Annotated in this window: 16 protein-coding genes; 6 read left to right on the top strand and 10 right to left on the bottom strand. The window is 70.2% G+C overall.

Going from position 1 to position 17,953, the window contains the following annotated elements:
* Positions 1-19: 19 nt before the first annotated feature.
* From AC2XR2_RS32330 to AC2XR2_RS32350, 5 genes are read right to left on the bottom strand one after another with little or no spacing between them, the layout of a single operon-like run.
* Positions 20-1,903 (bottom strand): WD40 repeat domain-containing protein, encoded by a 1,884-nt coding sequence (locus AC2XR2_RS32330; protein ID WP_491516962.1) that lies wholly within the window; start codon positions 1,901-1,903, stop codon positions 20-22.
* 17 nt (positions 1,904-1,920) lie between these two features.
* Complete coding sequence (locus AC2XR2_RS32335; protein ID WP_381304678.1) at positions 1,921-2,712, bottom strand: nucleic acid/nucleotide deaminase domain-containing protein; 792 nt, start codon at positions 2,710-2,712, stop codon at positions 1,921-1,923.
* Positions 2,713-2,717: 5 nt separating this feature from the next.
* Positions 2,718-2,978, bottom strand: a complete 261-nt coding sequence (locus AC2XR2_RS32340; RefSeq protein ID WP_491516963.1) for an SUKH-4 family immunity protein — start codon at positions 2,976-2,978, stop codon at positions 2,718-2,720.
* A 12-nt stretch (positions 2,979-2,990) separates the two neighbouring features.
* Positions 2,991-3,623, bottom strand: coding sequence for an SUKH-4 family immunity protein (locus AC2XR2_RS32345; protein WP_491516964.1), 633 nt, complete (start codon positions 3,621-3,623; stop codon positions 2,991-2,993).
* Between the two features lie 9 nt (positions 3,624-3,632).
* A complete protein-coding gene (locus AC2XR2_RS32350) occupies positions 3,633-5,348 on the bottom strand; it encodes a nucleic acid/nucleotide deaminase domain-containing protein (RefSeq protein WP_491516965.1) in 1,716 nt (571 codons plus the stop codon).
* A gap of 204 nt (positions 5,349-5,552) precedes the next feature.
* Here AC2XR2_RS32350 and AC2XR2_RS32355 point away from each other — a divergent pair, with 204 nt between their 5' ends.
* The 6 genes from AC2XR2_RS32355 (at position 5,553) to AC2XR2_RS32380 (ending at position 10,881) form a co-directional block, all read left to right on the top strand.
* Entirely contained in the window at positions 5,553-6,269 is a 717-nt protein-coding gene (locus AC2XR2_RS32355) for a DinB family protein (protein WP_381304690.1), read from the top strand.
* Between the two features lie 156 nt (positions 6,270-6,425).
* Positions 6,426-7,163, top strand: a complete 738-nt coding sequence (locus AC2XR2_RS32360; RefSeq protein WP_491516966.1) for a hypothetical protein — start codon at positions 6,426-6,428, stop codon at positions 7,161-7,163.
* 111 nt (positions 7,164-7,274) lie between these two features.
* Positions 7,275-7,562 (top strand): DUF6317 family protein, encoded by a 288-nt coding sequence (locus AC2XR2_RS32365; protein WP_381304695.1) that lies wholly within the window; start codon positions 7,275-7,277, stop codon positions 7,560-7,562.
* A 67-nt stretch (positions 7,563-7,629) separates the two neighbouring features.
* Positions 7,630-8,880 carry a putative T7SS-secreted protein gene (locus AC2XR2_RS32370; protein ID WP_381304697.1) on the top strand — a complete coding sequence of 417 codons (1,251 nt, stop codon included), beginning with the start codon at positions 7,630-7,632 and terminating at the stop codon, positions 8,878-8,880.
* Positions 8,881-8,885: 5 nt separating this feature from the next.
* Positions 8,886-10,001 (top strand): hypothetical protein, encoded by a 1,116-nt coding sequence (locus tag AC2XR2_RS32375; RefSeq protein ID WP_491516967.1) that lies wholly within the window; start codon positions 8,886-8,888, stop codon positions 9,999-10,001.
* Positions 10,002-10,026: 25 nt separating this feature from the next.
* Entirely contained in the window at positions 10,027-10,881 is an 855-nt protein-coding gene (locus tag AC2XR2_RS32380; protein WP_491516968.1) for a hypothetical protein, read from the top strand.
* A 75-nt stretch (positions 10,882-10,956) separates the two neighbouring features.
* On the opposite strand, the gene AC2XR2_RS32385 is transcribed toward AC2XR2_RS32380, so the two are convergent.
* From AC2XR2_RS32385 to eccCa, 5 genes are all read right to left on the bottom strand, one after another.
* Positions 10,957-11,559: a hypothetical protein gene (locus AC2XR2_RS32385; RefSeq protein WP_449353409.1), complete on the bottom strand. Its 603-nt coding sequence runs from the start codon at positions 11,557-11,559 to the stop codon at positions 10,957-10,959.
* A 20-nt stretch (positions 11,560-11,579) separates the two neighbouring features.
* Entirely contained in the window at positions 11,580-12,296 is a 717-nt protein-coding gene (locus AC2XR2_RS32390) for a hypothetical protein (RefSeq protein ID WP_491516969.1), read from the bottom strand.
* Positions 12,297-12,309: 13 nt separating this feature from the next.
* Entirely contained in the window at positions 12,310-13,608 is a 1,299-nt protein-coding gene (locus AC2XR2_RS32395; RefSeq protein WP_491516970.1) for a hypothetical protein, read from the bottom strand.
* Positions 13,605-13,916, bottom strand: a complete 312-nt coding sequence (locus AC2XR2_RS32400; protein ID WP_381304712.1) for a DUF6317 family protein — start codon at positions 13,914-13,916, stop codon at positions 13,605-13,607. The genes AC2XR2_RS32395 and AC2XR2_RS32400 overlap by 4 nt, the downstream gene beginning before the upstream one ends.
* An 86-nt stretch (positions 13,917-14,002) precedes the next feature.
* Positions 14,003-17,941 carry a type VII secretion protein EccCa gene (gene eccCa / locus AC2XR2_RS32405; RefSeq protein WP_381304715.1) on the bottom strand — a complete coding sequence of 1,313 codons (3,939 nt, stop codon included), beginning with the start codon at positions 17,939-17,941 and terminating at the stop codon, positions 14,003-14,005.
* Positions 17,942-17,953 lie beyond the last annotated feature (12 nt).

A 17,953-nucleotide genomic window follows, 5' to 3' on the forward strand; every position in this document is an offset into this window, starting at 1 on the left:
GGCCAGCGGGCAGGGCACCTCACTGCTCCCAGAGGACGTCCAGCCGCAGCCGTACGGCGGAGAGCCCCCCGGGGTCGGCGATGACCAGCAGTCCATCAGGGGTCAGAGCGAGCGCGTCGCACCCCCGCAGCCAGGGCAGCACCCGCACCCTGCCGGAGAACACGTGCCACAGATGCAGCTCGCCGTCGTTCCACGCCACGGCGAGCACGGGACCCGCGGGGGTGTCCGCCGCGGCGAGCGCGGTGGTCCGGTATGGGCGCTGCTGCACCGGCACCGGCATCGGCTCGGCCGAGGTCTCCCACAGCCGCACCGAGCCGTCCGCCCCGGCCGTGAAGGTGAGCGTCAGCCCGTCGGCGGTGTCGACGCAGGTGGCGGCCGTGACCGGCTGTTCGTGCACCCGGTAGGAGCGCGGGACGTCCTGGTACTCGCCCAGGGACCACACGTGCACCGTGCCGCCCCGGTCGCCGACGATCGCGTACGGCGACCGGATGCCACCGCCACCGAGCGCGGTGACCAGCGACTCCTCCCCGGCGAGCGCGGCCGAACCATGGTGCTCGGCGATGCGCCCGAGCGCGAACGCGGTGGTCGGGTCGTCGTCGGTCACGAGCGGCAGCAGCGCGTCGGACCCGTCGAGCAGCAGCGCCGAGCGGGCGTCCCGAGCGGCGAGGGAGCGCGGTCGTACGACAGCGGGGTGGCCGAACCACGCGGTGGCCCCGGCGGAGACGCCGGACGCCCTGCTCGCGTCGGAGACGCCGGGTGACGTGTCGAGGGACGGCCCGCTGATGCCGGACATCGCCCCGCTTCCCACGTCATACGTCCCCAGCCGCCCCGTCCGCTCGGCCGCCAGCAGCCGTCCCTCCACACCCGGCACCAAAGCGAGCGCGCTCACGGAGAGGTCCGGGCGGCCCCACACCGTGGACCACCAGTGCTGTCCGGCGAGCGGACGCAGGTACTCGGCGAGGCCCGGGTCCGTGGCGGCCGCGGCTGCGTGCAGCAGGGCGGCCCGTTCGGCGCTGTCGGTGTGATACGCCGTCAGTTCCGGGGCGGCCCGCCGCCACACCTCGCGCAGTCGCCCGGGCACGGGGATGCGCTCGTCGGCGAGGGTGGCCGTGAGCGCGGTGGCCGAGCCGTGCACCAGGAACCCCGGGTCGGCCAACAGGCCGCGAACGGCGGCCCCTTGGTCATCGGTGCGCAGCGCCGCGTCGAGGATGCGGCGGAGCACGGGGGCGGGTGCCTGGGACCAGTCCGGGCGGCCGTCGACGGTGCGCGGGACCGCGGCCACGAGATCGACGTATGAGACGGACGAGACGGACGAGATGTACGAGACGTACGAAGACTGTCCGGTCCCGTCGCCGTCGCCGTCACCGCCGCCTTCACCCAGGTCCACGACCTCGGCACCGCCGTGCCCGGCCAGCAACCCCGACGCCCCGACCTCAACGGCCGCCCGCAGATGGGGAAGAGCCAGGAGCGGCTCCAGCAACTCCGCGACCAAGGTCTCCGGCGCGGCCGACGGCAGATCCGCGGGCCCCGCTCCCGCCCGGTGCAGATCGGGGACGAGCAGCAGCAACGGCCGTTCGTCCGCGGCGACTTGGTCGAGCAGGCGGTCGGGGGAGAGGGGGCCGTAGCCGAGCTGGCGGCCCAGCTCCCACGCGAAGCTCTCGGTGGTCAGCCCCTCGGACGGCACGGTGGCGTGGACCGTGAGTCCTGGCCGGCCGACGGTCCCGGCCAGCAGCCAGGCGAGCAGAGCGCTCTTGCCGCTGCCCCCTGCCCCCCGCACCAGACACAGCCGGGGCCCTTCGCCGGCGGTCGCCCAGTCGAGCAACCGCCGCCCCTGGGCCCGCTTCTCCTCGTCCAGCGGCGGCCAGGAGGTGATGTCCGGCGTGACGGTCGTACCGGCGGTCATGGTGTGCTGGATCCCCTTCACTGCGGCTGCTGGGCCGCTGCCTCACGCAGTTGCCGGATGCCCTCGGCGCGGGACTCGGCCGTCTCGCCGTAGGGGAAGTTGTGCGTCAGCTGAGCGTCGGGGAAGACCTGGCCGAGCCACAGCGAGCAGTAGTGGCCCGGCATGAAGCAGGCCTCCAACTCGGTGTGGATGCGCAGGACTTGCTGCGGCTCCACGCCCGCGGCCCGCAGCCGGGCCCACAGCCGCTCCTCCGGGTGCACACCGATGTCACCGGCCTGCGTGACGATCTGCTTCTCGCCCTGGTCGTTGACGATCTCGAAGGCGGTGAACCACTCCGCGCCCGCGGTGTCCCGGATGTCGTCCAGGACGAGGGGCCACCAGTGCTCCCGCCCCTCGAACGCCCCTGGGTCGATGGTCCGCAGCCGCTGCTCCAGCTCCGCGTACGCGGCGCCGGCCTCCTGCGGCTCGTCGGTGCCGAGGATCTGGGCGAGGCCCTGTTCGAGCGCGGTGAGCGACCGGGCGAAGGCCTCCGCGGTCCCGTTGACGAACCGCGACTCCTCGGTCCAGTCGAGGAGCACGGCGCGTACGACGCCCTCCTGATCGGCACAGATCTCGAACCCGCGGTCGGACCCGAACCGCGCCCACTCCCGGCATTCCTCCAGCACGACCGTACGCCCGACGGACTGGGCGAAGTCCTGCAACGGAACGGGGTCGGACGCGGCCGTCGTGAAATACGGGCCGACGGTCAGCGGAAGGGTGATCTCCCCGATGCGCCGAACACCGCTGTCATTCCTCGCGCTGTCATTCATCGCCATTACCTCGCCTCGGGTTCGGCGACATGAAGGCAGTGCATGACCCCGGAGACCCCGTCGAGGGCGATGTCGTCATAGGGCGCCATGCCCAGCAGAAGCCAGCCCCCGGCACCCTCGGGCAGGTCCGTCCACCGCTCGCGGAGGTCGTCGTAGGCCTCGCCGAGCGTCCTGACCTGTTCCGGAGTTCCGTCCACGAGGTCGAACCAGGGATTCGGGCGGGCCGGAATGCCGACATCGCGAAGAAGGTCCGCAGGGGCTGTCATGGGTGATTCCGCCTAGTCGATCGACTCGTACACGTTCGAAAGCACAGCATCCCACGGGGGCAGGCGGGGGGCGTCCTCGTCATCCCAGTCGAACTCCTCCGACCAGGCGGGCTCCACGCCCGCGAAAGGCAACGGGTCGGCCTCGATCATCCGCTCCCGCAGAGAAATCGCCACATCCTCGGATTCGTCGACGTCCTCGGACACCGAGTAGTCGTACTTGGGGCGCTCCAGCTGGAGGAGATACGTGAAATAGGCGAAGGAATCGAGGCTGCGGTTCAGCGGAAGGGCCCGGTATTCGCCGTCGGGCAGGCAGTACACCGTGCCGGACTCGGGGTCCAGCACGACGACGTCGTAGAAGATCTCACCGATGACGAGCCACTTCTCCCAGCCCTCCGGCATGTCCTCGTACTCGGAGAAGTGCTCCAGTTCCGCGCAGCGGCGGAATGCTGCCGGGGTGTCCTCGCCCTCGAAGAGCGCGCCGTCCAGGAGGAAGAAGGAGCTGCGGTCGTGCGGGAGTCCGACCTCGGTCAGGACCGTGCGCGCCGAGGCGTGGAGTCCGGCGGGGAGTTTCTCCTCCTGCCACGTCTCGATCTCCTCGGCGGGAAAGACCGACTCCATCATCGCGTGGTCGACGAGCGGGGGCATGTGCTGTTGCTACCTCTTCTTCGGGTTCATGCCGTTCAGGTACTTCTCCATCGCGTCGTTGCCCTTCTGCTTCGAATCCGGTGTGTCGCCGTATTCGACGGTATGGGAGACGCGGACGTCCTTCGGGAGGTACTCCGACATCCAGGCGCTGCAGTTCTGCGCGCCTTTTCCGGTCGTGCACGGTTCTCGTTCGGTGTAGAGCTCGGTCAGCCGGTCCTTGGTCCCGGCATTGAGGAACGGTATCCCCACCTGCCGTTCCGAATGCGACGCGGGCCATTTGCTGCGGCCGACGATGATGAACTCGTCGTCGTCCCCCGGCTTTCCGTACCGGCCTGCGGCGTAGTTCCGGCTGGAGAACTTCCCCTTCGACGTCCTTCCGTAGTCACCGTTGGCCTGGCGGGCCGTCCTGGTGGCCTGCGAGAGATCAGTGCTACCGAAGGCTACCTGCTGCGACGGTTTGCTCTCCCGCTTGCCCTTGGGCAGCGGATAGTTGCCCGCCTTCCGCTCGGGGACGGTGTCCCCCTGGAGGTTCAGTGAGGTCAGGCGGGTGCGGTCGTCGTCGGTGAGATCGTGGTGCCCCGCCGAGGTGATCCGGGTGACCTTGCCCTTGTCGTCGAGGTGGTAGACGGGGATGTCGCGGCCCGGCGACTTGGTGAGGCCCTGGAGTTCCGTCGCTATGCCGTCGTCGTTGTCCTTGTGCCGCTTGGCCATCTGCTTGAGGCCACCGGTCATGCTCTCGTCGAGGTGGGCGGCCGAACGCTTGACGCCCTTGCCGATGCCCTCCATGACCTCGTCCACCATGGGGTCGAGGAGGTTGGTGAGGGGGTCCTTGCCCCGGGCACGGCCGTGCGAGGACTTCGCGCGGGACAGCTTGGTGCCGGCCCCGTCGCGGATCTTGCCGCCCGCGCCCTTGAGGCCGTTGCTCGCGCGGTCGTAGGAGTCGAGGTCCATGCTGAACTGACCGCCGCCGCCGCCGCCTCCGCCGCCGCTCGACCCGCCGTCCCCGCCCGCACCGGCCAGCTGCATGGAACCGCCGCCGCCACCCGCGCTGGCCAGCTGCATCCCGCCCGACTTGAGGGTGTCGACGCCCTCGCCCAGACCCTTCTCGCCGGCCTTCGCGGTCTGGCCGAGGTCGACGCCGTTCTGCGTGCCGAGGGCGTTGCCGCCGATCTGCACCACGAGGTCGCCCGCCATCGCGCCGAGGGCCTGGAAGACCGGGCCCATCGCGACCTCCATGATCCGCCCGGCGATCTCCTCGCACACCTCCTCGAAGATGCGCTTCACCGCGATCCGGGTGACCTGCGTGCCCGCGACACCGCCGAGGGTGGACAGGCCGAAGGTGAGCGGGGCGGCGGCGATGGCGGCCGCGATCTCGGCCGCGAGGATGCCGAGTTGGGCGATCGCGGCGATCTTCGCGCCCTCGATCAGTACGGCGACCGCGTCCAGCGCGGTCGCCGCCACCCGGCCCGCGTCGGCGAGGTTGGTCAGGTGCTTGCCCTTGACGAGATCCCAGTGCCTCTCGAGCGCCTGGATCGCGAGGCCTTCGTTGCCGCCGACCAGGTCGGTGATCGCCTGGTGCGCGTCCGCGGCGCCGTCGTCGATGTCGTCGGCGAACTCCCGCATGGCCTGGGCCATGTCGCGGTAGTCGTCCTCGTCGACATTGGGCCAGCTGATGCCTATCAGGTCCAGGGCCGCATCCAGCTCGCTCGGCAGGACTACACCCACAGGGACCCCCGTTCGAAAGTTTCTCGGGGCAACGTAACTTTGATCGAATCTTGTGAACAAGTTGATCCGGTGTCACTTGACTTGAACTGAAGCCCAGTTGGCGCAGACCTTTCCGAACGGAACCGAAGGGCGCGGAAATCCGTCGCGCTCTCGCCGGCGGGCGGTTAGCCTCCGCCAGGACATGAGGGCGAGGGGAGCCGGGGCATGGAGACGGGACGCATACGGACCGACCGACTGGGCGTACTGCTGGACCAGTTCGACTGCGTGAGGGAGCGGGCGCAGGTACGGCTCGAAGGGCTCGGCGACGAGGAGTACCTCTGGGAGCCGGTTCCCGGCTGCTGGTCGATCCGGCGCCGCGGCGAGGCGGTGACACCTCGGGCCTACGGTCCCGGCGAGTGGGTCATCGACAAGGGCGCCCCGGACATCCCGTCGGGTGAGTACGCCGAGGTCGCCCGGCAGGCCGCCGACGGCATGAGCGTCGCCAAGATCGCCGAGGACTGGAGCGTGAGCGTCGAGCGGGTCGAGGAGGTCCTCGCGCACACCGGCCCCGTGGAACCCGACATCAGCCCGGTCACCACCATCGCGTGGCGACTCGCCCACCTCCACTCCTGCTTCGCCGGCGAATGGGAGTGGACCTTCGGTGAACGCCGCACGGATCCGCACCAGTTGGTCGACTTCACCCCCTCCGCCTCCCTCGCCCAGGAACGCTTCTGGTCCCTGCTCGACCGCTGGCGGGAGGCCGTCGGCAAGGTGACGGAGGAACAGCTCGACACCATCGGCTTCTCCCAGTACCCCTACGGCTCCGCCCCGGACGAGCCGTACATCGCCACGCTGTGGGGCTCCAACCTGGAACTCATCCACCACATGGCGGAGATCGCCCTGCTGCGCGATCTGTGGCAGGCCCGCCGTACCGAGGGCTGATCCGGCAGGGGCCGTACACCTTCGGGTGCGTGGTGTGGAAGTTCTGTGGACAAGTCGGCCGCGGCCCCGCCGACGCCGACCACCCCGCGACATCGCCGACCCACTTTTGAGAGTCTGTCGACCGTCAACGTCAACCGGACCGACAGTTGGGCGGCCATGAACCACAGCAGCCAGGAATGGGCCCCGCAGGCTCAGCAACCGGGGCCGTACGGCCAGGCGCCCGGTCCTGCGGAGACCGTGATCCACGTCCCCAACAAGAGACTGCGCAGATACGACAAGGCCGCACCGGGGGAGCCGGCCACCACCGTCCAGCAGGCCGGCCCCGGTCCCCAGGGCCCGCCGCTGGCGTACGTCCACGTCCCCCAGGACGCCCCGAAGGGCGGCCGCCAGAGCCGGCCGCCGTTCACCCTCAGCGGCCCGAACGGCGAACCGCTCGCTTCCGTACGGTCCGTCGGCGACGGTGTCTACGAGGTTTACGGCGGTGACGGCGTCCCGCTCGGCCGGATCACCCGGCGCGGTGGCCGGACGCTGCCGTGGCCGCGCCGGGTGCGGTGGAGCGTGCGGCCCGCCCAGGGAGAGGGGCCGCTGGCCGGCGAGGTGGGGACCGGCAAGGCGTGGACGGTGTTCGTCCTGATCTCCCCGATCTACTTCCTGTGCTGGGCGGTCATGTCGGCGCAGGGAGCGCTCTGGCTGCTGCTCGGCGAGAAGGGTGAGGCGAAGAAGGAAGCCGCCTGGGAGCTGGAGCCGCCGACCTGGACCCGGTGGCGCCGGGACGGTGAGCCGGACCCCGTGATCGAGTACCAGACAGGCCGCAAGTACCGCCTCGCCTCACCGCGTCTGGACCCCCGCCTCGCCTACGCCCAGGCCGTCCTGCACGTATGGGACCGCGCCTGAGCGTGCGCATGCCACAAATTGGCGACAGCGAACACCGCCAGGTAGGCCGGAAGTTGCTGCTCCGATAGTCTGACCGGCGATCACCGATGACGCTACGGGGAGGCAACGGGGATGGCGGACTTCCAGATCGATGTCGATCGTATGAAGACCCTGATCAACAGGCTGGACCAGGTGGACGACCGTATGCGCGGCGCCCAGGAGCGGCTGAACAAGGTCGGTCCCAAGGGCCTGGGCACGGACGGTCTCGACAACGCCTGTGACGGCTTCCAGGACGACTGGGGTGACGGCATCAAGCGCATCGCCGACGGCGCCAAGCAGCTGCACGAGGGGCTCCAGAAGACGCTCGAGGCGTACCGGTCGACCGACCAGGATTTGCAGAAGGGCTTCAGCCAGAAGTAGCCCGCAGCACTGCTGCACCACCTCCGCACCACCGCTTTGACAACACGCACACAACGGGGAGAAGACGATGGGGATGTTCGACGATCCCAACTGGCCCGGACTGACGTTCAATCCGGCCAAGGGTGACCTGCACACGATCCAGTCGCTGGCGTACGACGTCAAGACGGTCGGCGACGAGCTCGACGAGATGCGCGAGATGCTCGTCGGCATCGGCAAGACGGACGGCATCTGGGACGGCGAGGCCGCCAGGAAGTTCCAGGAGAAGGTCGGCGAGCTGCCCAAGTACCTCCAGCAGGGCCACGAGTCGATGAACGCCTGCTCCCGGGCGCTCAAGGGCTGGCACGACGAACTGGAGACCATGCAGCGCCAGGCCAAGAACCTGGAGGAGCGCGCGGTCGAGGCCCGCAAGCGGCTCGACCAGAAGAACGCCGACGTCGACCGGGTCAACGTCAAGATCGAGGGCGCGATGTTCCAGCAGCTCACCGAGCAGCAGGCCAAGGCGCTGTCGGAGGAGGCCGACTCCGCCTCCCGGGCCGCCCAGGACGCCGCGACCGACCTCAAGCTCCTCATCCAGGACGGCGAGGCACTCCGCAAGTACTGGGAGGAGCAGGCCGCGAAGGCCGAGAACGCCATTCGCGAGGCCGCGAACAACCGGCCGCCGGACATCAGCGTCTGGGACAAGATCACGGACGGTCTGAAGGGAGCCTGGGACGGCTTCAAGAACTTCCTGATCGACAACGCGGACCTGTTCTCCACGATCTCCGCCGCGCTCGCGGCCGCCGCCATCGTCGTCAACGTCATCCCCGTCGGCGGTCAGGTCGCCTCGGCGATCCTCGGTGCCGGCTCGGTCGCGTTCGCCGGTGCGGCGATGGCCGGCCACTGGATGGGCGGCGCCCCGATGTGGAAGGTCGGCCTCGACGCCCTCGGTGTGATCCCCGGTGTCGGTGGCGCCGGCAAGGCGCTCATCTCCGGCGGCAAGGCGCTGTTCACCGGGGCCCGGGAAGCGGGGGCACTGGCCTCCGGCGCCAAGGTCATGATGAACCAGATCAAGAACCCCATGAGCACCAAGATGATCAACTGGGGCCTCGGCAAGTTCGGCAAGGCCGTCGACCCCTCGCTCATCACCGGCGGTGTCAAGGGCTTCTCCACCGGCTTCGGCCTCGGCCACCTGATCTCCGGCGGCAACGAGGGCGGAGACGCGCCCGCGGTCTCGACCCAGCCCGCCCCGGCCACCGGCCAGCCCCGCCCCGAGCCCCAGGTCACGACGATGCCCTGGCCGGCCTCGGGTGACAAGTTCCACCAGACCCTGGCGGCCTGAGCACCATGAGCGAACTCACCACCGCCGCTCCGGCCACGGAGCCGTTCGCGCTGCACGTCGGCTGGGTGGTCCCGCCGTTCTTCCACGAACTCCCGCTGGGCACGGACGACGCCGAAGAGGCCGCCGAGCAGCTCTACGAGACGGTCCACAAGGTCATGCCGGGCGGCACCGACCAGGACCGGTTCCGCATGTTCGTCACCTACGCCGGCCTCATCGACGACCTGCGCAACGCCGGAGCCGTGTACGCGGGCTTCTGCAACCTGGACTTCGACGGCCGCCCCAGCACCGCCACCGTCGCCGTCTACCGCATGCCGCTGCACGACATCACCGCCGAGGACGTCCTGTCGGAGGCCCTCAGCGGCCTCCGGCGGGCCTACCCCGACGACGACGTCCGCCTCAGCACCCTGCCCTCCGGCAAGGGCGACTCCGAGGCCGTCGTACGGATCGGCCAGGCCCCCTTCACCCTCACCGCCGAGGCCTCGCCCACGGGGGAGCCCCTGGAGGTGCCGCGCGGCCAGATCCAGGTCTACATCCCGCTGCCGAACAACGCAGACCTGCTGGCGTTCGAGCTCTCCACGCCCTGCATGGAGGACTGGGACTTCTACTCGGAGCTCTTCGCGACGATCGTGCGGACCCTGGACTGGGCGACGGAGGAGCAGGCCGAGATGGAGGCCGCGCTCTCCCGGGCCCAGCCGGTCCCGGACGTGGCGCCCGACCCGGCCGTGGTCCAGGAGCTCTACTCCTTCTCCAGCCGGGTCCTGGACGGTCTCGGCGTCCGCGGCCGGATGGACGAGGGCAACGTGGTGTCCTCGGTGACCTGCGCCGACTGCTGGTCCAAGGGGCTGACGACGGTGTGCACGGCCCGCCACCTCTGGCAGATCGACGGGGTCGAGGACGCGCAGCTCGCGGTCGCCGTGGGGCGGCTCGACGAGACCTTCCAGAGCCAGGGCTGGCTCAAGCTGGCCGGCACACCGGGGGAGAGCGTGTCCCTGGCCGCGGACAGCGGCACGGGCCACCGCGTCAACGCCACCGTCATCCACGGCCGGCAGCGGCTCGTCGTCGAGGTCGTCGCCCCCTGCACCCGCACGGTGCGCGGGCCGGGCGACTCCGTCTTCGGATGACGTCCGGACAGCTGAGGATCGCATCATGAACGACAACGCGACGGGCCTCCTCCCCGTCGGCGCCCGCGCACTGTCCGCGGACCCCCGGCTCGCCACCGCCGTACGGGACGTCGGCAGAACCTACGGCTACGACTATTTCGACGACGAGACGGTCGGGCGGACCCTCGCCGAGCACGAGGCGGCCCTGCGCCGGCTCTCGCGCGGTGGACTGGTCCGGGCCGGCTCCCTGGCCACCGCGGTCGGGATCGTGTGGCTGGTGTGGGCCGCTTCCGGCGAGCCGGACGACATGGCGGTCGCCGTCACACCCCCGGCCGTCGTCCTGGTCCTGGCCCTCGCCGCCTTCGTCCAGGTCAACCTCCAGGGCAGGCGCAGGCTCCGCCACCCCTTCCTGGAGGGATACCGGCACGTCCTCGCGGCGGCACGCGCGCACGGCGCCCCCGTGTCGTTCGTGCCCGCCTGGCTGACCGGCCGGGGCGGCGCGGCGCTGGACATGGCCCCGCTGCCGTCGTACGAGGCACCGGCCGGGGGCCGTTCCACTGCCGTCGCTCCACCGCCCAAGCCCCCGGAGGTCGAGGAGTACGAGCGGATCGCCGACCAGGGCGGCTGGCACGACGAGGCGGGCGGGATCCTCGTCGTCGCGGGAGCCGTCGGTATCGGCTACGCCGTGGTCCAGGACCTGCCCGCGGCGTACGCGTCTGTCCTGCTCATCGCGCTCGGCATCTGGACCTGGATCGCCGGTCACCGTCTCGGCAGACGCCAGCGGGAGTTGTCCGGCGAGGCCCGCCGCTACCTCGACGAGCTGACCCGGGCCCAGGCCGCCGGAGCCCCCGTGCACGAGCTCTCGCCGCCCCTGCGCAAGCTCCTGGACACACGGCTCTGACAGACGGCACGCGTACGGCGGTGGCGGCACCCTCTCCGGGCGCCGCCACCGCCGTACTCACGACTGCTCAGCCCCTCAACCGACCCGCGCCCCCGCGGCCCTGGCCCGCTCCCGTGCCTCGGGGCTGACGCCCCGGGTGCGGGCCGACATCCGGTCGTCCACCGCCGTGCGCTGAGCGACACCGAACAGCCGACGCGGGCCCGGTACGGCGACGACGCCCAGGAAACGGGGGTCGCCGGCGAACCAGACCTCGCCGACCTCGCCGGACCTGACCTTGCGGACCCAGAACGTGCGACCGCTGCCCAGGAAGCTGCCGTAACCGAGGGAGACGGTCTTGTCCGGGCGTTCGGGGTCCGTGAAGGAGAAGCGGGTGGTGCCGTTCTTCGCGATCGAGGCGGCTCCCGGGACGGACTGCCAGGGGTAGACCTTCAGGATCCGGCGCAGCGATCGGATGCCCAGGACCCTCGCCGTGTTGAGCATGGCCAGGTAGATGAGCACGAACAGGGCCGGGAAGAGGATCCAGAGCGTCCATACCGGTGTCAGGAGCACCGCGTACAGCCAGGCCACGAAGGACACCAGCGAGAGCACGAAGGCACTGAGCCGGAACGTGGCCGTACGGCGCCAGGCCGACCGGGTGGCCGGGTCCTCCCAGGCCGTCTTCGTCAGGGGAACGTCCACTGCGTTTCACTCCCTCGGAGTCAGCCGAAGACCGCGCGCACGGACGCCTCGACCTCGGATGCGGGGATCTGGGCCTTGAACTCCTCGGGGAGCGGATTGTCGAAGCTCACCATCTCCGTCATGGCGCGGTGGACGTCACGGTAGTGCTCGCGAGCGTCCACGGCCGTCGTCGTCAGGGTGAGGATCGCGAGGTTGCGCCCGTCCGGGAACGGCAGGTACGCGGTCGCCTCGTACAGGGAACGCTGCCGGGCGTCGGCCTGAGGGGGCAGCTCCACCAGGGACTCGGTGAACGCGCCGGGCCCGCAGGGCAGGTCCGCCACGGAGACCGGCAGCGCGTTGCTCCGCGCGGTCACCGCCTGCGCCGCCGCCAGCTTGCGCGGAGTCCACGGGATCTCGCGCCGGGCCAGCAGCACGACCGATTCCAGCATCGTGCCGTCGTCCCCTTCGTGCGCGCCGATGGCGAAGCTCACCACGCCTTCCCGCCGCATCTCCGAGGTCAGGGCCCGGGCCTCGGCCAGCTGCTCCAGGAAGCCGGACTGCTGCTCCGGAGGAACCAGCTCCAGAAGGGAGTTGACGGCCTCGACCACCCTCGCGCCCTCCGGAGACTCCGGATCGGCGAACAGGTCGCGGAAGGGGACCTCCACATAGCCGGGCGCGAGCGCGAACCACAGGTCGCAGCCGCGCTCCATGGCCGACTCGTCGATGGCGTACTCGAACTCGTCCGTGTCGTCGGTCATGAGTTCCACTCCTTCAGTGCGTCGCGCCGAACAGGATCTTCAGCGTCTTCAGAGCGGTGGCACCATGGCCGGCCCCGTCGAAGCTGCTGGCCCGGACCCCGTCCGCCCCGGTCGCCGCGTTCTCCGCGACGGGGTTCTTGATCTCGTCCCACAGGTTCTTGGCCACGCCGTACGTCCCGGTGAGCGCACCCGCGCCGGAGACCGAGACATCGACGATCTTCGCCGCCGCGGACGGATCGGTGGCGCCCTTCACCAGCCAGGTGGTCAGCGGGTTCTCGGCGGCGTGGATGCGCTGGGCCGCCAGCCAGGTCTTGCCGCCCGCACTGCTCAGCTTCTCGCCCAGGGTGAGCGCCTCCGCACCGGCGCTCGCCGACCGCGCCGCACCGTTGACCCCGCGTGCGACGGCACCGATGCCCGGCACCATGCCGAGGCTGTCGCCGACCACGCCCACCGCGTTGCTCCAGAAGTCCGCGTCGAACTCCCCCTTGGTGAAGCCGTCCTTGAGGGACGCCCGCACCACCGGGTTCGACAACCGGCTGATCAGCGTCGCCGCGCTCGCCGCCGCCGCGACCAGCAGGAGGATGGGGCCGACCGGCACGGCGAAGAACAGCGCCGCGAGGCCCGCGATGGCCGCGATCGTGCCGAGGATGTCGGTGAGGTTGTCGCCGACCCAGTCCATGGCCTTCTCGAACCAGTTCGGCTCCTCGGGCGCCAGCTTGTCCGTGGAGTCCCGCAGCACGCGCGCCTTGCCGCGGGCGTCGGTGCCGTGCTCCTCCTGGAGCTCCTGCGCCTTCCTGATGACGTCGCTGTAGGCGGTCCTGGCGTTGGTCACCGCCTCGCGCGCCTTGGTGAGCTCCTCGGTCGCCTTGTCCAGCCGCGCCTGCGCGTTCCTCAGCTCGGCGTCATCGGTGAACGTCCTGCCCGCCAGCTTGAGATCGGGGTTCGCGGCAGCCGACTTCTCCTGTCCCTCCGCCGTCTCGATCTTCCCCTTGGCGTCCTTGGCGTCCCCGTCGAGCGCCCTGGCCCGCTGCTGGTAGCCGTCGAGCGCCTTCTGCCAGTCGGCCAGCGCGGTCGCCGCCCTGGTGATGGAGGAGTGGGCGTTCTTCAGGTTCGTCGGGAGCGCCCCGTCGAGCTGCTCCCGGAAGGCGACCGCCGCGTCCCCCTCCCAGTCGCCGCCCGACCGCAGGTTCTCGATCATCTTGTGGGCGTCGGAGATGGTCTGCGCGGACTTCTGGAGCCGGGACGTCAGTTCCGACACGACCGTGACGTTGCCCGGTGCCGGGTCGAAGCCCAGCGAAGGATAGGAGCTCACTTGCCGCCTCCCTGCGCCGCCGCCTTGCGGAAGCCCTCTTCGAGGGCGTGGTCGACCTCGTCGTAGTTGGCCTTGCTCTGGCCCACGCTGTCCGCGAACTTCCCGGTCAGCTCGGCGATCTGCTCGGAGCCGTACTTCCAGTGCTCGTGGAAGTCGGCACAGGCGGCGTCCAGCTCCTTGGTGCCGATGCCCTCCGCGGTGACGTCCTGCATCCACTTGCGGACGTTGTCGAGTTCCGCCTTCGCGTCCTCCAACGTCTTTCTGAAGCGCCCCAGTTCGGCGGTGTCGGTCTTGAAGTAGTCCGTCACGACTTCTCTCCCCGTTCGACAAGAATCTTCACAACAACAAAGAGGGGCGGACCGCAGACACGGCCCGCCCCCTCACCAGAGCAGGCTCAGCTCTCCGGCAGGTAACCCGTCTGCACGAGCTGGCCGCTCGTCCGGCGGGAGATGAACTGGCCTCGGCCCTGCGGCTGCGGAGTGGCCTTGATGTTGTTGAACACCGGGCCCTCCGACGGGTCGCCGGACAGCACGATGCCCTGCGCGCCGAGTTCCTTGATCCGGGTGAGGACCGGCTCGAAGGAGGAGCGCGAGGCACCGGAGGTGGTGCGGGCCAGGATGATCCGCAGACCGAGGTCACGCGCGAACGGCAGGTACTCCATGAGCACGGACATCGGGTTGCCCATCGACGTGGCGACGAGGTCGTAGTCGTCGATGAAGATGAACGCGTCGGGCTCGTTGTACCAGGACCGGTTGCGCAGCTGGTCCGGCGTCACGTCCGGGCCCGGCATACGGCGGCTCATCGAGCCGGCCAGCGACTCCATGACCTCCTGGAGCTGCGGACCCGAGGCGCAGTACTTGTACATGTGGCTCTCGGGCACCTGGCCGAGCAGGGCGCGCCGGAAGTCCGAGACCACGAACAGCGCCTTGTTGGGCTGGTACCGCTCCGCGATCTGCTTGGCCATGAACCGCAGCAGCGAGGACTTGCCGGACTCGCTCTCGCCGTAGATGACGAACAGCGGGTCGGTCTCGAAGTCCACGAAGACCGGCGAGAGGGTGAGCTCGTCGACGCCGACCGCGATACCGCGGCTGCCGAAGTCGCCGCCACCGGGCAGCTCGGACGCGTGCAGCATCGTCGGCAGCATCCGCACCTTGGGGGCCGTCGGGCCCTGCCAGGCGCTGTTGACGCTCTGCACGAGGTTCGCCATGCCGTCGGCCAGGTCCTCCACCTGCGTCGACCCGTCGATGCGGGGCGTGGCGGCGAGGTAGTCCAGCTTGTCCGGCGACAGACCGCGGCCGGGCTTGCCCATCGGCACGTTCTCGGCCCGCTTGCGGTCGAACTCCGACTCCATCGCGTCACCGAGGCGCAGTTCGAGCCGGCTGAGGATCTGGTCGCGCAGCGCGGGCCGCATCTCGGTGTACCGGGTCGCGGTGATGATCAGGTGGATGCCGAAACCGAGACCGCGGGTCGCGATGTCCGCGATGACCGGGTCGAGCATCTCGTAGTCGTTCTTGAAGGTCGCCCAGCCGTCGATGATGAGGAAGACATCACCCCACTGCTGGTCGGGGTAGTGCCCCTGCGCCCGGCGGGAGCGGAAGGTGCCCATGGAGTCGATGCTCTTGGAGCGGAAGAACTCCTCACGGGCGTTGAGGATGCCGTGCACCTCCGCCACCGTACGGCGGACCTTCTCCTGGTCCAGACGGGAGGCCGCGCCGCCCATGTGGGCCAGGTTCTCCAGCGCGAGCATGCCGCCACCGCCGAAGTCGAGGGCGTAGAACTGCACTTCGGCCGGTGTGTGGGTGAGCGCGAACGACGTGATCATCGTGCGCACCAGCGTCGACTTGCCGGACTGCGGGCCACCCACGATCAGCGCGTGACCGGCGGCACCCGAGAGGTCCGCGTACATCACGTCACGGCGCTGCTCGAAGGGCTTGTCGACCAGGCCGACCGGGACGATCAGCTTGCTCTGCGCGTGGTAGCCCTCGGCGTGCAGACCGCGCTCCGGGCTGACGCCCAGCGCCGGCAGCACCTGGTCGAGGCTGAACGGCTCGTCCAGCGGCGGCAGCCACACCTGGTGGGCGGGCGGACCCTGTCCCTCCAGGCGGCTGACGATGACGTCGAGGACGGTGTCGGCGAGCGCGTCGTCGACCTGGTTGCTGCGGGTCTCCGGCTCCGGCTCGGCGAGGATCCGCACCGGCACCGGCGCCGCGGTGAACAGCACGGGGGAGCGGTCGATCCGCCCGCCGCCCTGCGCCATCGGCCCGTTCGCACGGTAGGTGCCGGACACGTACGCGGCCTTGAACTGCACCATCGTCTCGGTGTCGTACTTGAGGATGCCCGCGCCGGGGACGTTCGGCAGGTGGTAGGCGTCGGGCACACCGATCGCGGTGCGGGACTCGGCCGCGGAGAAGGTGCGCAGACCGATGCGGTACGACAGGAAGGTGTCCAGGCCGCGCAGCTTGCCTTCTTCCAGTCGCTGCGAGGCGAGCAGCATGTGCACACCCAGCGAACGGCCGATCCGGCCGATCTGGATGAACATCTCGATGAAGTCCGGCTTGGCGGCGAGGAGTTCGCTGAACTCGTCGATGATCAGGACGAGCGAGGGCAGCGGGTCGAGCGCGGCACCGGCGGCGCGCGCCTTCTCGTAGTCGGTGATGTTGGCGTAGTTGCCGGCCTGCCGCAGCAGCTCCTGGCGGCGGGTCAGCTCACCGGTGATGGAGTCGCGCATGCGGTCCACCAGGGTGAGCTCGTCGGCCAGGTTGGTGATGACCGCGGAGACGTGCGGCATGGACCCCATGCCGGTGAAGGTGGCACCGCCCTTGAAGTCCGCGAGGACGAAGTTGAGCGTCTCGGAGGAGTGCGTGACCGCGAGGCCCAGCACCAGCGTGCGCAGCAGCTCCGACTTGCCGGAACCGGTGGCGCCGACGCACAGACCGTGCGGGCCCATGCCCTCCTGCGAGGCCTCCTTGATGTCCAGCATGACCGGCTCGCCGTTCTCGCCGAGACCGATCGGCACCCGCAGCCGCTCGTGCAGCGTGCGCGGCCGCCAGGTGCGCGAGACGTCCACGCCCGCCGCGTCACCGATCTGCATCAGGTCGGTGAAGTCCAGGTTCGCCAGCAGCGGTTCGTCCGCGTCGGCGGCACCGAGGCGCAGCGGCGCCAGCTGCCGGGCCAGCGACTCGGCCTGCGCCTGCGACAGCACGTCGGGGACACCGGTGAAGACACCCGTGCCCGCCTCCAGCTCCATGGCGTCCGGCCACACCCGGATCGACAACGAGCCCCGCGCCTCGTCGAGTTCACCGGGCACCACCTCGAGGATGGTCACGCCCTGCAGACCCTCCGCCGAGGCGAGCACCGAGTCCGCGGGCACCCCGCCGCCGTCGAGGACGACGACCACGTGCGGCTGGTCGAGGACCGGCGAACCGTCCCGGCTCCAGCGGGGGCGGCCCTCCAGCTGGTGGGCGATCAGCTCCTCCAGCTCGCCGAGGTCGTAGCAGAGCAGACGCCGGGAACCCGCGCCGTCGGACTCCTTGTGCTGCATGTGCGGCAGCCACTTGGTCCACTCCCAGTCCACCGCCGCGCCCGGCGAGGCCACGACCGCGACCACCACGTCCTCGGGCGAGTGCAGCGCGGCCAACTGGCCGACCATGGACCGGGTCTGGCCGTAGACCGTCTCGGCGTCACCGGAGATCGTCACGTGGTAGAAGGAGCGCAGCCCGATGGCCAGCGGGAGTTCACCGAGCGTGCCGTAGCTCGCGATGAACTGCTGCATCGCGTGGGCGGTCAGCGGCTCCAGCTCGTCCACCGGCGCGGTGTCGGGGGCGACCAGCGGGGTGGCCAGCTGCTGCGGGCCGAGGCCGATGCGGACCTGGACGAAGTCCTGGTCCATGGACCGCCGTTCCCACAGCCGGGACCCCTCGGCGACCAGCGCCCACAGCTGTTCCGGCGCCGGGTGCAGGTAGTACTGGGCGTCGCGCTGCTTGTGCACCGTGCGCCGCACCTCACGACGCTTCTGTGCCAGGTACTTGAGGTAGTCGCGCCGGGCCTCGGCCATCTGACCGGAGGGTCCCTTGCGGGCCCGCACGATCTGGGCGACCAGCATGGCGACCGTGGACACCATCATCAGGCCGCCCATGATCTTCATGAAGCCCTGGGCGCCCGGCATGAAGAAGAACGCCGCCGACGAACCCATGCCCAGCATGGGCAGCAGGTTCATCAGCAGACTGTCGTCCTCGGTACGAGGCAGTTCGGGAGGGGACTCGAGCTTGACCTCCTCATTCGGCACCTCCGGCGGGTAAACCCGCGGCGGGCGCTTGACGATGACGACGCTCACCGATCCACCAGT

Source organism: Streptomyces sp. LS-MS-L19, from assembly GCF_058382285.1.

Coding starts and splice junctions, on each gene's coding strand:
- AC2XR2_RS32330 (WP_491516962.1), bottom strand. CDS start 1,903: ATGACCGCCGGTACGACCGTCACGCCGGACATCACCTCCTGGCCGCCG.
- AC2XR2_RS32375 (WP_491516967.1), top strand. CDS start 8,886: ATGAGCGAACTCACCACCGCCGCTCCGGCCACGGAGCCGTTCGCGCTG.
- AC2XR2_RS32390 (WP_491516969.1), bottom strand. CDS start 12,296: ATGACCGACGACACGGACGAGTTCGAGTACGCCATCGACGAGTCGGCC.
- AC2XR2_RS32365 (WP_381304695.1), top strand. CDS start 7,275: ATGGCGGACTTCCAGATCGATGTCGATCGTATGAAGACCCTGATCAAC.
- AC2XR2_RS32345 (WP_491516964.1), bottom strand. CDS start 3,623: ATGCCCCCGCTCGTCGACCACGCGATGATGGAGTCGGTCTTTCCCGCC.
- AC2XR2_RS32380 (WP_491516968.1), top strand. CDS start 10,027: ATGAACGACAACGCGACGGGCCTCCTCCCCGTCGGCGCCCGCGCACTG.
- AC2XR2_RS32355 (WP_381304690.1), top strand. CDS start 5,553: ATGGAGACGGGACGCATACGGACCGACCGACTGGGCGTACTGCTGGAC.
- AC2XR2_RS32370 (WP_381304697.1), top strand. CDS start 7,630: ATGGGGATGTTCGACGATCCCAACTGGCCCGGACTGACGTTCAATCCG.
- AC2XR2_RS32340 (WP_491516963.1), bottom strand. CDS start 2,978: ATGACAGCCCCTGCGGACCTTCTTCGCGATGTCGGCATTCCGGCCCGC.
- AC2XR2_RS32335 (WP_381304678.1), bottom strand. CDS start 2,712: ATGAATGACAGCGCGAGGAATGACAGCGGTGTTCGGCGCATCGGGGAG.
- AC2XR2_RS32360 (WP_491516966.1), top strand. CDS start 6,426: ATGAACCACAGCAGCCAGGAATGGGCCCCGCAGGCTCAGCAACCGGGG.